Below are 14,154 nucleotides of genomic sequence, written 5' to 3'. Positions count from 1 at the left end.
GGGGTGGGGCACTTGGGTAAAGGGGTCAGGACATCATCAGATCGGCATAGGTGCGGTCTGCCGAGGTGTCCTTGGGGATCGCGGTCGAGGTCGCGTCCTCGTTGAAACTGGCGTCCGCGCCGTAGATGTCGCGGGCCACGCCGGTCGAAAGCTGGTCAGGGGTGCCATCAAAGACAATGCGCCCGTCGCGCATGCCGATCACCCTGTCACAGTAGCGACGCGCAGTATCAAGCGTGTGCAGGTTGGCCACCACCATGCGCCCGTCTTCGACATTGATGCGCTTGAGCGTGTCCATCACCACCTGCGCATTCATCGGATCAAGGCTGGCAATGGGTTCATCGGCCAGAATGATTTTCGGGTCTTGCATCAAGGCGCGCGCAATGGCGACCCGTTGTTGTTGGCCGCCCGACAGTGCCTCTGCCCGTTTTGGGGCCTGTTCGGCAATGCCAAGCCGGTCCAAGATGGCGATGGCGCGCAAAATGTCGGCGCGGGGCCACAGGTTGAACATGGTCTGCAGGGTGGAGCGGCGGTTCAAGATGCCATACAGCACGTTCGAGACCACATCCATCCGCGGCACCAGGTTGAACTGCTGAAAGATCATCGCACATTGGCTTTGCCATGTCCGTGTCTCGGCACCGCGCAGGGCCGCAATGTCGCGCCCCTCAAACAGGATCTGGCCGGAACTGACATCAGACAATCGGTTCATCATCCGCAACAGGGTTGATTTTCCGGCACCCGAACGGCCGATGATGCCCACAAAACTTGGCCCGTTGATGGTGAAGCTGGCATTGTCCACGGCGGCCTTTTGGCCGAACAAACGGCTTACCGACTTTACTTGCAGCATGTGCGATCTCCCCTTGGCTTGGGGTGGTTGATAAGGACCCTGTGTAACGGCCTTACGTTGTTCAGATAAAACTTACGTGACGGTTTCCGGGTCAGACCCGGACGCGGCGCGGCCAGACAAACGCCTCGTCGAGGGTGTGGTTCGCTTCTGCTGCAAGCGCCATGGTGATCCGACGGAGGGCTTGTGCAATGTCTGTCTGAAACGTTTGCAGTGAGGCTGCGCTGAGGGGGGCGCCGATATTGATCGGCAAAGTGCCACCCTCCAGCCGCCGCGTTTCATGGAAGATCATCGCGAGGCGCAGGGCATAAGACATATGGCTGGCCATCTGGAATATCCGTGAATTCTGGCATGCGAAATGCACGGGAAGGCTTGTCACACACGGCAATGTCGCAAGGCGCCCCACAAACGGTTGCGATGATCCTCGGAGCCAATCTGGGCGGCGCGTTCATCGCCTATGTTTTAACCTTGTCAGCGCCAGTAGCGTCGCGCCATATGGTCGTTGCCAATCTGGCCCTGCGCGGCAGTGGTGCGATTTTGGCGACCTTGCTTATCGCGTTAATGCCCGATCTTTTGAACACCCTTGGGAACACCGCCGCGCGTCAAGCGATCAATCTGCATCTTGTGTTTAATCTTGTTTTGGCGACCGCCGCTCTACCCTTTGTGGGGCCGATTATCGCCGGGCTGGAGCACCTGATAAAAGACACACCCGTCGAAGAAAACCCGATGGAATCCGCCAGCGCCCTTGATCCGACCGCTCTAGACCGACCACACCGTGGCTTGGATTGTGCGGCGCGCGAATTGCTGGGAATGGGCCAGAAAATAGAACAAATGCTGATTACAGTTGAACCCCTGTATGATCACTGGGACGTTGCTGGCGGAAAATTGATCCGTGATCAGGATATGATCATCAAAAAGATGCACTTAAATGTGAAGCTGTACCTCGCAAAACTGGGTAAGGCTGGTTTGGATGAAGCATTGAGCAGCCGCTCAATGGAACTTGCCTCTATTTCGTCCAGCCTTGATTCTGCATCGGATGCAATCACGCGGGTCATGCTGGATCTCGCGCAGCGGCTCGACAGCCAAAAGCTGAAGTTTTCAGAGCAGGGACGAGAAGAGATACGTGATTTCACAGATCGGGTCCAAAGCAATGTTCAGTTGGCACTAAATGTGATGATGAACCAAAATCCAGCTGAAGCTCGTGAACTGGTCGCAGCAAAGGAAACGGTGCGGCAGGTCGAACAAAAGTTGCAACGTAATCATATCGGCCGATTGCGCGAAGGCATGTCCGAAAGCATTGATACCAGCAATATCCACCAAGAAACCCTGCGGGCGCTCAAGCAGATCAATACAGCGTTTTCGATGGTTGGATATCCGATTCTTTTGAAATCTGGGGATCTTTTAGAGAGTAGGTTGGCCAACACCTAAACCTTTGAGGGCGCACGAGATTGCAGATTGGCCAGACCCAATATCTGCCAATGCAAAGTCCTACGACCCAGCGAGTTATTTGTTCGTTTCATGTCCCAAATTGACGAATGCTGAGTTTGGCACCTTTTTGTAGTGCTTGCATGTTGTAACCATCGGGACTTTGCGCGCTGGGTATCATCATGATGCCAATGGCGCCACAACATTGGATATTTCAACCGCTCAAACACGCCAAATATGCGCGTCATCGCGTCGAAGGCATTTTAAGTCTGATCGCAAGTATACAAAAACGCGAGGATGGTGCTGGTATGGTCGATCTACGACCGCTTCTCGTCGAGATCGAAAAAATGCTGCCGCTCGCATCCAAGACTCATCGACCGGCATTGCTCGCGCTTCACTGCCTTTATAATTTTTGCGTGCCCGATGGCTATCGCAGCGACGGCTATGCTGCGTTCCGCGACGCACATTTTCCGGAATTTTCGCAGCCAACGATCGAGGCATTGGTCACCGCGACTGCGATAGGCTGGACCTGGTCAAATAGTCTAGCCGACCATCGGGCCATGATTGATCAGTATTTTGCCGAGCGGATTCGCCCGACTGGCCTGCATGCGCCGCGCCTACCCCCGCGTCCGCTGGACCACCGCAATGCGGCCCTCGAACCCATCCCCACCGTCCGCCATCGCCGTCTCCCTCTGAAGCTCAGAGCGAGACTCGCCTCTCGGTCAGTGCTGGGGAACCGGCGAAATCAATGGGGCGGAGACGGCGCATACCGTTCTGGGCAATGCAAATTGCACTCGGTGGCCATCCTGTCCAAGAAGACATCGCTTTGGTCTACAGGGTTGTCCCATGGCGCAGGGTTCGGTTTCAGGAATTCACCGCCGTGATCGGACCGGACGGCCAGCCCGTCTCATTTCGGTTCGATCATTTGGAAGATGCCGTTGCCGAGCTGCGGCGGTGGTTGAACCTGCCTTAAGTCTGTGCAAGGTCAATCGCGCGTTGGACTGTGTCTGCCGTGATAAAGGACGGAAATTTAGCACGCTCCCCACGTTCAAACCGGTCTTTATAAATGCGCAACTGCTCGATATTTCCGGTCTGGGCCAACGCAATGAAATGCCAAATCTGAAGATGCGGTTGTTCGCCGGGCTCTCGCTTGGCCGCGGCGTCAATGAATGTGTCTGGCGACACCGTTGCCGCCCATTCTTCAATTTCTGTCATGGATGATGCCATTGCCGTAACGAGTTCATCTTTGGTGAAGAACTTTCTAGACGTGGATTTAACGGCAATTGGCGCGTCGATCGGAACATCGGACGCCAGAATCTGTTTATACACAGCCTCAAGTCCCTTGTGAATTAATTGCACGAAGGTGGTGACATCCCACAATGTTTCTGTTCGAGGATACGCTTGGAATTCGGCAATTAAATAACTGTGGCCAAGATCATGTTTGAACAGATGGCCGCGACGCCCCTCGCGCCTGACCACCTCCCACGTTTCAACTTTTCCCGGCGGCACAGAGCGCAAGACAGTGTTTATTGCAGCTTTGGAGAATAGGTTTCCTGCCTCGGCAGTTTTGTGGGGTCTGCGCATCCAAGGCCATAGCAGAGAGAATTTGTTAGACATGGATAGTACTGTTCAACCAACCTGGCACAAACCCCGCCAGCGTTTCGGCCAGCAGCGTATGGCGTTTCTCTATGCCATTATAGGCCCAAACACCTGCCACCCCGGCCCGAAAGCAAAAGTAAATCCCATCGGCGCCTGCATGTCCGATCACCAGATCATTTGGTTCATCAGGACTGATATACAAATCTTGAGGAGGCAAAATAACCTGCATGTAACTGGCTTCACAATAGACACCTTCTGAGAAGGTTGAAAAATACTCATGACATTGCGGTGTCCAACGCATCGCATCCGTGGCGGTTACAGTTTTCACCCCGCTTCGAAACGCCGCATATTCTGGGTCATCAGGCCATTCCGCAGACATAATACCAAATACCTCCAATTTTTTTCACAAGCGTTGGCAACTGGAATACCCCCAACCCCCTCGACTGTGAACCTTAAAGAACGGTGGTTTCTGCCCCCCGTTGGCCATTTCAGCGTCGTCATCACGTTAGCATGGTCATGACCGCCCCGGCAAAACCTAACTCGTTTCGGTATGTGTGTGGCTAATCCGAGGAGCGGCCATTCTCTCTGTCCCGATGATCTTACAAGAGGGCACACAGCCGACCTGCGACAGCCCCGCGTGATGCCCGCGTTCGTCATTGGTTTAATGTCGGCTTCCTGCCCCAATGCAGGACCAGTTCGCAGCCACGGCGAACGACCGTTGTCCGCCCCCAACGTCGATCATCGGCATTGGTTACCTTAGGTTTTCCCAAATGCACCGAGGGGCGTAAGGTGGCGCGGTAGGTGGCCAGCGCATCGCCCAAGCTTGCCGGTGCAAAATGCGATGCAAAGGCATAAGGCAAGCCGAAATAGGCCGCGAGTTGCGCACCATAAAGGCTGGACCCCAAAATCCAGACCGGAACATGGGTGCCGGTGCCAGGTATCGCGCGCACAGCAGCGCCGTGGGGGCATCGCCCAGATAGCCGATCAGCTCCTGCACATCGGCGGGAAAACTGTCCTCCTCGGCCATATGCCTGCGCAGGGCGCGGGCGGTGGCCATATCGGTGCCGGGCGCGCGGCCAAGGCCAAGGTCGATCCGATCCGGATAAAGCGTGGCGAGCGTGCCGAACTGTTCGGCAATCACCAAGGGCGCATGGTTGGGCAGCATGATGCCACCTGCGCCCACCCGAATGGATTTGGTCGCCGCTGCGATATGCGCGATCACAAGGCTGGTTGCCGCACTTGCGATGCCTGGCATGTTGTGATGTTCGGCCAGCCAATAGCGCGTATAGCCAGCGGTTTCGCCCGCCTGCGCCAAGGCGACCGAATTTGCCAAGGCATCGGCGGCTGTATGGCCTTCGGGGATTGGCGACAAATCGAGGATAGAAAATGCGGGCATGGGCAGGCTCCTTTGCCCCTAGCTATGCGCGCGGGCGGTGGCTGCCAAGGGGGGGGCGGAAGGAGGCAAGCTAATTCTTGACCCGACTCAGTCTTTGTGGCTATGAATTGAACAAGCGTTCAATTCTTGTCGGGGGAGACGGCGATGTTCATGGGTTCTATGCGGTTTGATCTGGGTGACGATATTTCGGCGCTGCAAGATATGGTGCACCGCTGGGCGCAAGAACGTATCAAGCCAATGGCCGCCAAGATTGACGCCAGCAACACATTCCCGCCCGAGTTGTGGGCCGAGATGGGTGATCTGGGCCTGTTGGGCATTACGGTGCCGGAAGAGGACGGCGGCGCAGGGATGAGCTATCTTGCCCATGTGATTGCGACCGAGGAAATCGCGCGGGCCAGTGCGTCCGTGTCGCTATCATACGGCGCCCATTCCAACCTGTGTGTTAACCAGATCAAGCTGAACGGCACGCCTGCGCAAAAGGCGAAATACCTGCCGGGGCTGATTTCGGGGCGGGCTGTCGGGGCATTGGCGATGTCCGAGGCGGGGGCGGGGTCTGATGTTGTCAGCATGAAGCTGCGGGCCGAGAAAAAGAACGGCTATTACACGCTGTCAGGGCATAAATACTGGATCACCAATGGGCCGGATGCCGACACCTTGGTCGTCTATGCCAAAACCGACCCTGCGGCGGGTTCCAAGGGGATGACCGCGTTCATCGTGGAAAAATCGATGAAAGGTTTTTCGACCAGCCCGCATTTCGACAAGCTAGGGATGCGCGGGTCCAACACCGCCGAGCTGATTTTCGACAATGTCGAAGTGCCGTTTGAAAATGTGCTGGGGGTTGAGGGCAAAGGCGTGCGCGTGCTGATGTCGGGGCTGGATTACGAACGCGTGGTATTGTCGGGCATTGGCACGGGCATCATGGCGGCTTGTCTGGATGAGGTGATCCCCTACCTGCAAACCCGTGAACAATTTGGCCAACCCATCGGGAATTTCCAGCTGATGCAGGGCAAGGTGGCCGATATGTACACGGCCATGAATTCGGCCCGCGCCTATACCTATGAGGTGGCGCGCGCTTGTGATCGCGGCCAAGTCACCCGCCAAGACGCAGCTGCTTGTGTGCTTTATGCGTCTGAACAAGCGATGGTGCAGGCACATCAAGCCGTGCAAGCCCTCGGCGGCGCAGGGTTTCTGGCGGATAGTGCGGTCAGCCGGTTGTTCCGCGATGCGAAGTTGATGGAGATTGGGGCAGGGACGAGTGAGATTAGGCGCATGCTGATCGGGCGCGAGGTGTTGGGGGCATGACAGGCGCTGTTGAGGTGATGTTTGGATGCATTTTGAAACCCTGTGGCCTTGCAGTTGGCCTGCTTGCCGTTGCATCGGTGGTATATGCCGAGGACGGCCCTGTCGTCGATGAAAACATCATCAAAACCTGCTTGCAAAGCGCGTCCTATGACACTTCGAACCCGGCCTGTATTGGCGACGCCGCGGAAACCTGCATGTCGCTGCCCGACGGTGCGACAACCTTCGGTATGACCAGTTGCCTTGCAGCCGAGGCAAATGTGTGGCGCAGTTCACTGGAGCAGGAATTGGCAGCCTTGAAAGCCGAGCTGCAAAACTACGATGAAAGCCGCGCAGGAACTTTCACTGCGTTGCAGGCGCAGCAGGATAAGGCGCAGGCCGCCTGGCAAGTTTATGCCCGCGCGCAATGCGATTTGGAGGTGGGCATCGTGATTGACGGCACCATCAGCGGCCCGACCGCTGCGGCGTGTGAAATGGACCTGCTGGCGCAACGCACGATCAAACTGCGCCTTTTGCGCAGGACAGTTGAATGATCGAACCCAGATTGTGATGGAAAAATGAAACTCACCTCTACCTTCCTGCCCAATTCTGAAACCGCCCGCACCAACCGCGCAGCCCATCTTGCGATGCTGGATACTGTGGCGCAGGCCGCCCAACTGGCCGCTGCGGGCGGCGGGGCGGCGTCGCAAGCCCGCCATATCTCGCGTGGTAAAATGCCGCCGCGCGAACGGGTGGCAAACCTGCTGGACGCAGGCTCTCCCTTCCTTGAAATCGGCGCTACAGCGGCGCATGGGCTTTACGGCAATGATGCCCCCGGTGCAGGCGTGATCGCAGGCATTGGCCGCGTGATGGGGCAGGATGTGATGGTGGTCTGCAATGATGCCACCGTAAAGGGTGGCACCTATTACCCGATGACGGTGAAAAAACACCTGCGCGCACAGGAAATTGCCGAGGAAAACTATCTGCCTTGCATCTATCTCGTGGACTCCGGCGGCGCGAACCTGCCCAATCAAGATGAGGTCTTCCCCGACCGCGATCATTTCGGCAGGATTTTCTATAACCAAGCCCGCATGTCCGCCAAAGGCATCGCACAAATCGCCGTGGTGATGGGGTCTTGCACCGCAGGCGGTGCTTATGTGCCCGCGATGTCGGATGTGACCGTCATCGTGCGTGACCAAGGCACGATCTTTCTTGCCGGCCCCCCCTTGGTCAAGGCCGCCACGGGCGAGGTTGTCAGCGCCGAAGACCTTGGCGGCGGCGATGTGCATACCCGCCTGTCGGGCGTGGCCGATTATCTGGCCGAAGATGATGCGCACGCGCTGGCCCTTGCCCGCCGCGCCGTGGGCAACCTGAACCGCGCCAAACCCGCAACTGTGCAATGGCAAGCGGCAGAAGACCCGGCCTATGACCCCGAGGAAATTCTCGGCCTTGTCCCCCCAGACTTGCGCACGCCCTATGATATCCGTGAGGTGATTGCCCGCGTCGTGGACGGGTCTCGCTTTGACGAATTCAAAGCGCGCTTCGGCGAAACGCTTGTCACCGGCTTTGCCCATATCAACGGCTGCCCCGCAGGCATCATCGCCAACAATGGCGTGCTGTTTTCCGAAGCCGCCGTCAAAGGCGCACATTTCGTGGAACTGTGCAGCCAGCGCAATATCCCACTGGTATTTTTGCAAAACATCACCGGTTTCATGGTGGGTCGCAAATACGAATCCGAAGGCATCGCACGCCACGGCGCAAAACTTGTTACCGCCGTTGCCACCACCAATGTCCCCAAGATCACCATGCTGGTCGGCGGTTCCTTTGGCGCGGGTAATTACGGCATGGCCGGCCGCGCCTATTCGCCGCGTTTCTTGTGGTCTTGGCCCAACAGCCGCATTTCCGTGATGGGCGGCGCGCAGGCCGCAGGCGTTCTGGCAACCGTCAAACGCGACGGCATCGAACGCAAGGGCGGCACTTGGTCACCCGCGGAAGAAGCCGCCTTCAAACAACCCACGATTGATATGTTCGAGGAACAATCCCACCCCCTCTACGCCTCCGCGCGCCTCTGGGATGATGGCATTATCGACCCCCGAAAAACCCGCCAAATCCTCTCTCTTTCCCTCACCGTAGCCCTGAATGCCCCGATCGAGTCCACAAAATTCGGCCTCTTCCGCATGTAGCTTTTTCTGTTCAAAAATATCCCGGGGGTCCGGGGGCTGGCCCCCGGCGCTCTCCAACGCGCGAGACACAACATGTTTCACAAAATCCTCATTGCCAACCGTGGTGAAATCGCCTGCCGGATTATTGAATCCGCCCGCAAACTCGGCGTGGCAACTGTTGCCGTTTATTCCTCGGCCGATGCCGGTGCCAAACATGTGGCAATGGCGGATGAGGCGGTGCCAATCGGCGGCCCCGCGCCCCGCGACAGCTATCTGCGCGGCGATGCGATCATCGCGGCGGCGAAAATGACAGGCGCGCAGGCCATTCATCCCGGTTATGGGTTTCTGTCCGAAAACCCCGATTTTGTGGATGCGGTCGAACAGGCGGGCCTGACCTTCATTGGCCCATCCGCACAGGCGATCCGCGCGATGGGCCTGAAGGATGCTGCGAAAAAACTGATGCAAGCGGCGGGTGTGCCCGTGGTGCCGGGGTACTTGGGCGAGGATCAAGACCCTGTAAACCTCGCCACGCAAGCCGCGAAAATCACCTACCCCGTGCTGATCAAGGCCGTGGCAGGCGGCGGTGGCAAAGGCATGCGCAAGGTGTCTGACCCCAAGGATTTTGCCGATGCCCTTACCAGTGCCAAGGGCGAGGCGGCCACCGCCTTTGGCAATGACGCGGTTTTGATTGAAAAATACGTCGAAAAACCTCGCCATATCGAGGTGCAAGTGTTTGGCGATGGCACCGACGCGGTCCATCTGTTTGAACGCGATTGCAGCCTGCAACGGCGGCACCAAAAGGTGATCGAGGAAGCCCCAGCGCCGGATATGCCTGCCGATATGCGACAAGCGATGGGCGATGCGGCGGTCAAGGCGGCGCGTGCTATCGGCTACAAAGGGGCTGGCACTATTGAATTCATCGTTGATGCCAGCGATGGGCTGCGCGCGGATCGGTTCTGGTTCATGGAAATGAACACACGCCTGCAAGTCGAACATCCCGTGACCGAGGCGATTACGGGCGTCGATCTGGTCGAATGGCAGCTGCGCGTCGCCAGTGGCGAAAGCCTGCCGCGGCAACAAGACGAACTGACCATCACCGGCCACGCGTTTGAGGCGCGGCTTTATGCCGAGGATGTGCCCGCAGGCTTTTTGCCCGCCACAGGGCGGCTGGACCATCTGTCCTTTCCCCAAGGCGTACGTGCCGATAGCGGTGTGCGGGCGGGTGATGTGATCAGCCCTTGGTACGACCCGATGATCGCCAAGATCATTGTGCATGGGCCAACCCGCGCGGTGGCCTTGTCGCAGCTGTCGCGTGCCTTGGCGCAGACCCAAGTGGCAGGAACGGTCACCAACCTCGCCTTTCTGGGGGCTTTGGCACGGCACAAAGGATTTGCGCGCGGTGATGTGGATACGGGGTTGATTGAACGCGATCTGGTGGCGCTGACGCTTGTGCCGGTGGCGTCGACGATGGTCAAAGCCTTGGCGGTATTGGCGGCGGCGAACCTGCCGGATGATCCGCTGGCAGGCTTTACCCAATGGGCACCGCTGCGTCACAGCCTTGCGGTGATGCATCTGGGTGAACGGCTGGACGCGGTGGTAGAACCCTTGGGCGCGGCCCGCGCGCAGGTTATGGTGGGTGGTGTCACGGTTATTGCCACCCGCCGCGCAGGCATCTGGCAAGTGGACGGGGCACCGCATGTCCCTGTGGTGCAAACGGCCAGCGCGATTTATGTCTTTGCGCCGGAAGGTGCCTTTGCCTTTGCCCCCGTTGACCCGCTGGCACGTGATGCTGTGGGGGCAGGGGATGGCAAGGCCACGCTGTCGCCCATGCCGGGGCTGGTCAAAGCGGTGTTTGTGACGGCGGGGCAAAGCGTGCAGGCCGGCGACCGGCTGTGTGTGCTAGAGGCGATGAAGATGGAACATACCCTGACGGCGGTACGTGATGGTGTGGTGGCCGAGGTGCTTGCCGTCGCTGGTGATCAGGTCGAGGCGGGGGTGGCGCTGATTGTGCTGGAAGATGCCACATGATCCGGCTGCATCATGTGCCCCAATCGCGGTCGTTTCGTATCCTTTGGCTGCTGAATGAGATTGGCGCGGATTTCACTTTGGTCCCGCAGCGGTTTGATAAATCCCTAAGGGATCCGGCCTTTCTGGCAATTTCGCCTGCGGGCCGTGTGCCTGCGCTGGATATTGACGGGCGGACAATGTTTGAAAGCGGGGCAATGGCCGAATATCTGGCCGAAAGCCGCGCGCCGCATTTATCACGCCCCATAGGGCATCCGGAACGCGCCGATTACCTTGAATGGCTGCATTTTGGCGAAACCATCGGGCAGCATCTGGCCAACCTGACCCAGCACCATTTGATGCTGCGCGACGATCACATGCGCTCGCCCACTGTCATGCGCCTTGAAGCAAAGCGGCTGGCGATTTGTCTGGACGCGGTGGCGGCACAAGCAGGGCAGGGCTATTTGCTGGCGAACGGGTTCTCGGCCGCCGATATCCAATGCGGTTATGGCTTGGCGCTCGGCCAACGCTTTACGCTGCTGTCCGATGCGGCGCGGGCCTATCTTGCCCGACTTGAACAGCGCGCGGCGTTTGTGCGCGCGCTGGCGCAGGATGGTCCGCCGCTGATTTACACCCAACCCTTTTACCCCCCACCGAATGTTTGATTTATGCAAGAATTTGCCGAAATATACGAGGTTGGACCCCGCGATGGGTTGCAAAATGAAAAGTCTGTCATTGCCTTGGACCGCAAAATCGCGCTGATTGATCTGCTGTCCACAGCAGGGTTTCGGCGGATCGAAGTGGCGAGTTTTGTGTCACCCAAATGGGTGCCGCAAATGGCCGATAGCGCCGCAGTAATGGCGGGTATCACGCGGCGGGCAGGGGTGATCTATGGCGCGCTGACGCCAAACATGCAGGGCTATGCGGCGGCGCGTTTGGCGGGGGCCGATGAGGTGGCGGTATTCGGGGCAGCGTCCGAGGGGTTTTCGCGCGCCAATCTGAACGCGACCATTGCCGAAAGCCTTGCGCGCTTTGCTCCAGTGGCATCGGCCGCACTGCAAGATGGGCTGCGGCTGCGCGGCTATGTCTCTTGCGTCACCGATTGCCCCTATGACGGGCCGACCCCGCCGCAGGCCGTGGCGAAAACCGTGGCAGCCTTGCGCGATCTGGGCTGCCATGAGGTGAGCCTTGGCGACACCATCGGGCAGGGCACAGCGGAAGCGATTGATGCAATGCTGGCGGCGGTTTTGAATGAATTGCCTGCGAGCCGTTTGGCGGGGCATTACCATGATACCAACGGCCGCGCGCTGGATAATATCGGCGTGTCTTTGGCGCGGGGCTTGCGGGTGTTTGATGCCGCCGTGGGTGGTTTGGGCGGTTGCCCCTATGCGCCGGGGGCGGCGGGCAATGTCGCGACCGAACGGGTTGCGGCCTATTTGGCGGCACACGGGTTTGACACGGGGCTCGATGCGGCGACCCTGAACCAAGCCGCAGCACTGGCGCAATCGATGCGCAGCCCCTTGATGCAGCCGCTTGATACAAAAGGATTAAACCATGACCTATGACACCCTTCGCCTAGAGGTTGATCCGCGCGGCGTGGCAACGCTTACCCTTGCCCGCCCCGATAAACGCAACGCCATGTCGGCAAAAATGATTGCGGAACTGACCGATGCGGCGCAGGCGCTGGGGGCCGATAGGGCGGTGCGCGTGGTCATTCTGGCCGCACAGGGCGACAGCTTTTGTGCAGGCGGTGATTTGGCGTGGATGCAAGACCAAATGGCTGCCGATGGCCCGACGCGCGCGGCTGAGGCACGCAAGCTGGCGATGATGTTGGCTGCGCTGAACAGCTTGCCCAAGCCGCTGATCGGGCGGGTGCAGGGGCAGGCTTACGGCGGTGGTGTTGGCCTTATGTCGGTCTGCGATGTGGCGATCGGTGTGGCCGAGGCGCGGTTTGGTCTGACCGAAACGCGGCTGGGCCTGATCCCTGCAACTATCGGCCCCTATGTCATCGCACGGATGGGGGCGGCCCATGCGCGGCGCGTTTTTGCCAGCGCGCGGATTTTCGATGCGGATGAGGCGGTGCAATTGGGTCTTTTGGCCCGTGTGGTCTGGCCGGGTGATTTGGACGCAGCCATTCAGGCCGAGGTGAAACCTTACCTGTCTTGCGCACCAGGGGCCGTGGCCGAGGCAAAAGCCTTGATCCGTACCCTGCAGCCGATGCCAACAGCCGCCGACATAGAGGCCAGTATTGCGGCCTTGGTCACCCGTTGGGAAAGCCCCGAAGCGACTTTAGGAATTAACGCATTCTTTACAAAAGAAAAGCCTGATTGGGCGCAGTAATCGCTTTCCCCCACAGAAAACCTTGCGCGGCCCGCTCGGCCCATTCTGCCACAGGGTAAGCTTGCAGTATTTCACGCATTTCGTTGGCGCAAAGCGCAGGTTTTAGCGCCTGCGTCGGTTGACCCCGACGGGGGGGAGGAGTAGATGGAACGAAGAGAGCGATTTCTCCCCTTGGGGTGGAAACCAGCATGTCGCCAGCGATAGGAGCATCTTCGTGGACCATCTTCTCCGGGAATACCTGCCCATAATCATCTTTTTGGTCATTGCCGTAGGCCTTGGGCTGGTGCTGATTCTGGCGGCCGTTGTGCTGGCCGTGCGCAACCCCGACCCCGAAAAAGTGTCGGCCTATGAATGCGGCTTCAACGCGTTTGATGACGCGCGGATGAAATTTGACGTGCGGTTTTACCTCGTCTCGATCCTTTTCATCATCTTTGATCTGGAAGTCGCGTTTTTGTTCCCATGGGCCGTCGCCTTTGGCGAGATCAGCATGGCGGCGTTCTGGTCGATGATGGTGTTCTTGGCGGTGCTGACCGTCGGTTTTGCATATGAATGGAAGAAAGGGGCGCTCGAATGGGAGTGATGGCCGGAGCCAATACGGCGGGGGCGGACCTTGAGGTTTCGACCCAAGCCCTGAATGCCGAGTTGCAGGACAAAGGGTTTTTGCTGACCTCGACCGAAGATATCATCAACTGGGCGCGCACAGGGTCGCTGCACTGGATGACCTTTGGTTTGGCTTGCTGTGCGGTGGAAATGATGCACACAGCGATGCCGCGCTATGACGTGGAACGCTTTGGCTTTGCGCCCCGCGCATCCCCACGCCAGTCGGATGTGATGATCGTGGCCGGTACGCTGACCAATAAAATGGCACCTGCGCTGCGCAAGGTTTACGACCAGATGCCGGAACCACGATATGTGATTTCGATGGGGTCCTGCGCCAATGGCGGCGGCTATTACCACTACAGCTATTCGGTTGTGCGTGGCTGTGACCGGATCGTGCCTGTGGATATTTATGTGCCTGGCTGCCCACCGACGGCCGAGGCGCTTTTGTACGGCATCTTGCAATTGCAGCGCAAAATCCGCCGCACCGGCACGCTGGTTCGTTAAGGGAG

At 58.6% G+C, this 14,154-nt stretch carries 15 protein-coding genes and 1 pseudogene; 11 read left to right on the top strand and 5 right to left on the bottom strand.

Going from position 1 to position 14,154, the window contains the following annotated elements:
• Window positions 1–25: 25 nt before the first annotated feature.
• Both phnC and G560_RS0116685 read right to left on the bottom strand, forming a co-directional pair.
• Window positions 26–844, bottom strand: coding sequence for a phosphonate ABC transporter ATP-binding protein (gene phnC / locus G560_RS0116690; protein ID WP_022705434.1), 819 nt, complete (start codon window positions 842–844; stop codon window positions 26–28).
• Between the two features lie 91 nt (window positions 845–935).
• Window positions 936–1,169 carry a lysophospholipid acyltransferase family protein gene (locus G560_RS0116685; RefSeq protein ID WP_022705433.1) on the bottom strand — a complete coding sequence of 78 codons (234 nt, stop codon included), beginning with the start codon at window positions 1,167–1,169 and terminating at the stop codon, window positions 936–938.
• A gap of 89 nt (window positions 1,170–1,258) precedes the next feature.
• On the opposite strand from G560_RS0116685, the gene G560_RS19630 reads away from it, so the two are divergent.
• Window positions 1,259–2,269, top strand: a complete 1,011-nt coding sequence (locus G560_RS19630) for a Na/Pi cotransporter family protein (protein ID WP_244870049.1) — start codon at window positions 1,259–1,261, stop codon at window positions 2,267–2,269.
• 179 nt (window positions 2,270–2,448) lie between these two features.
• Window positions 2,449–3,150, top strand: coding sequence for a hypothetical protein (locus G560_RS21115; RefSeq protein ID WP_155947357.1), 702 nt, complete (start codon window positions 2,449–2,451; stop codon window positions 3,148–3,150).
• Between the two features lie 85 nt (window positions 3,151–3,235).
• Here G560_RS21115 and G560_RS0116665 read toward each other — a convergent pair whose 3' ends face one another.
• From G560_RS0116665 to G560_RS20065, 3 genes and pseudogenes are all read right to left on the bottom strand, one after another.
• A complete protein-coding gene (locus tag G560_RS0116665; protein ID WP_155947356.1) occupies window positions 3,236–3,883 on the bottom strand; it encodes a DUF6990 domain-containing protein in 648 nt (215 codons plus the stop codon).
• On the bottom strand, window positions 3,876–4,244 hold the full coding sequence (locus G560_RS0116660) for a hypothetical protein (protein WP_022705428.1): 369 nt from the start codon (window positions 4,242–4,244) through the stop codon (window positions 3,876–3,878). Before G560_RS0116660 ends, G560_RS0116665 begins: the two co-directional genes overlap by 8 nt.
• A gap of 379 nt (window positions 4,245–4,623) precedes the next feature.
• Window positions 4,624–5,261 (bottom strand): annotated as a pseudogene (locus tag G560_RS20065) (LLM class flavin-dependent oxidoreductase); the annotation flags it as partial.
• A 144-nt stretch (window positions 5,262–5,405) separates the two neighbouring features.
• Here G560_RS20065 and G560_RS0116650 point away from each other — a divergent pair.
• The 9 genes from G560_RS0116650 (at window position 5,406) to G560_RS0116610 (ending at window position 14,149) form a co-directional block, all read left to right on the top strand.
• Window positions 5,406–6,563, top strand: coding sequence for an acyl-CoA dehydrogenase family protein (locus tag G560_RS0116650; protein ID WP_022705427.1), 1,158 nt, complete (start codon window positions 5,406–5,408; stop codon window positions 6,561–6,563).
• Window positions 6,560–7,093: a lysozyme inhibitor LprI family protein gene (locus G560_RS0116645; RefSeq protein WP_022705426.1), complete on the top strand. Its 534-nt coding sequence runs from the start codon at window positions 6,560–6,562 to the stop codon at window positions 7,091–7,093. The genes G560_RS0116650 and G560_RS0116645 overlap by 4 nt, the downstream gene beginning before the upstream one ends.
• Window positions 7,094–7,117: 24 nt before the next feature.
• Window positions 7,118–8,722, top strand: coding sequence for a carboxyl transferase domain-containing protein (locus tag G560_RS0116640; RefSeq protein ID WP_022705425.1), 1,605 nt, complete (start codon window positions 7,118–7,120; stop codon window positions 8,720–8,722).
• Window positions 8,723–8,794: 72 nt separating this feature from the next.
• Window positions 8,795–10,729, top strand: coding sequence for an acetyl-CoA carboxylase biotin carboxylase subunit (locus G560_RS0116635; RefSeq protein ID WP_022705424.1), 1,935 nt, complete (start codon window positions 8,795–8,797; stop codon window positions 10,727–10,729).
• Window positions 10,726–11,370 carry a glutathione S-transferase family protein gene (locus G560_RS0116630; RefSeq protein ID WP_022705423.1) on the top strand — a complete coding sequence of 215 codons (645 nt, stop codon included), beginning with the start codon at window positions 10,726–10,728 and terminating at the stop codon, window positions 11,368–11,370. The genes G560_RS0116635 and G560_RS0116630 overlap by 4 nt, the downstream gene beginning before the upstream one ends.
• 3 nt (window positions 11,371–11,373) lie before the next feature.
• The gene (locus G560_RS19620) at window positions 11,374–12,270 is read left to right on the top strand and encodes a hydroxymethylglutaryl-CoA lyase (RefSeq protein WP_022705422.1); all 897 of its coding nucleotides are present in this window, start codon (window positions 11,374–11,376) and stop codon (window positions 12,268–12,270) included.
• Complete coding sequence (locus tag G560_RS0116620) at window positions 12,260–13,045, top strand: crotonase/enoyl-CoA hydratase family protein (RefSeq protein WP_022705421.1); 786 nt, start codon at window positions 12,260–12,262, stop codon at window positions 13,043–13,045. The genes G560_RS19620 and G560_RS0116620 overlap by 11 nt, the downstream gene beginning before the upstream one ends.
• Before the next feature lie 214 nt (window positions 13,046–13,259).
• Complete coding sequence (locus G560_RS0116615) at window positions 13,260–13,625, top strand: NADH-quinone oxidoreductase subunit A (RefSeq protein WP_022705420.1); 366 nt, start codon at window positions 13,260–13,262, stop codon at window positions 13,623–13,625.
• Complete coding sequence (locus tag G560_RS0116610) at window positions 13,616–14,149, top strand: NuoB/complex I 20 kDa subunit family protein (RefSeq protein ID WP_033419488.1); 534 nt, start codon at window positions 13,616–13,618, stop codon at window positions 14,147–14,149. The genes G560_RS0116615 and G560_RS0116610 overlap by 10 nt, the downstream gene beginning before the upstream one ends.
• The last annotated feature ends 5 nt before the right edge of the window (window positions 14,150–14,154 follow it).

This window comes from Pseudorhodobacter ferrugineus DSM 5888 (assembly GCF_000420745.1).
Taxonomy (GTDB): Bacteria; Pseudomonadota; Alphaproteobacteria; order Rhodobacterales; family Rhodobacteraceae; genus Pseudorhodobacter; species Pseudorhodobacter ferrugineus.
The sequence above is the reverse complement of the archived record's forward strand: the minus strand, read 5'-3'. Positions and strand labels throughout refer to the sequence as shown.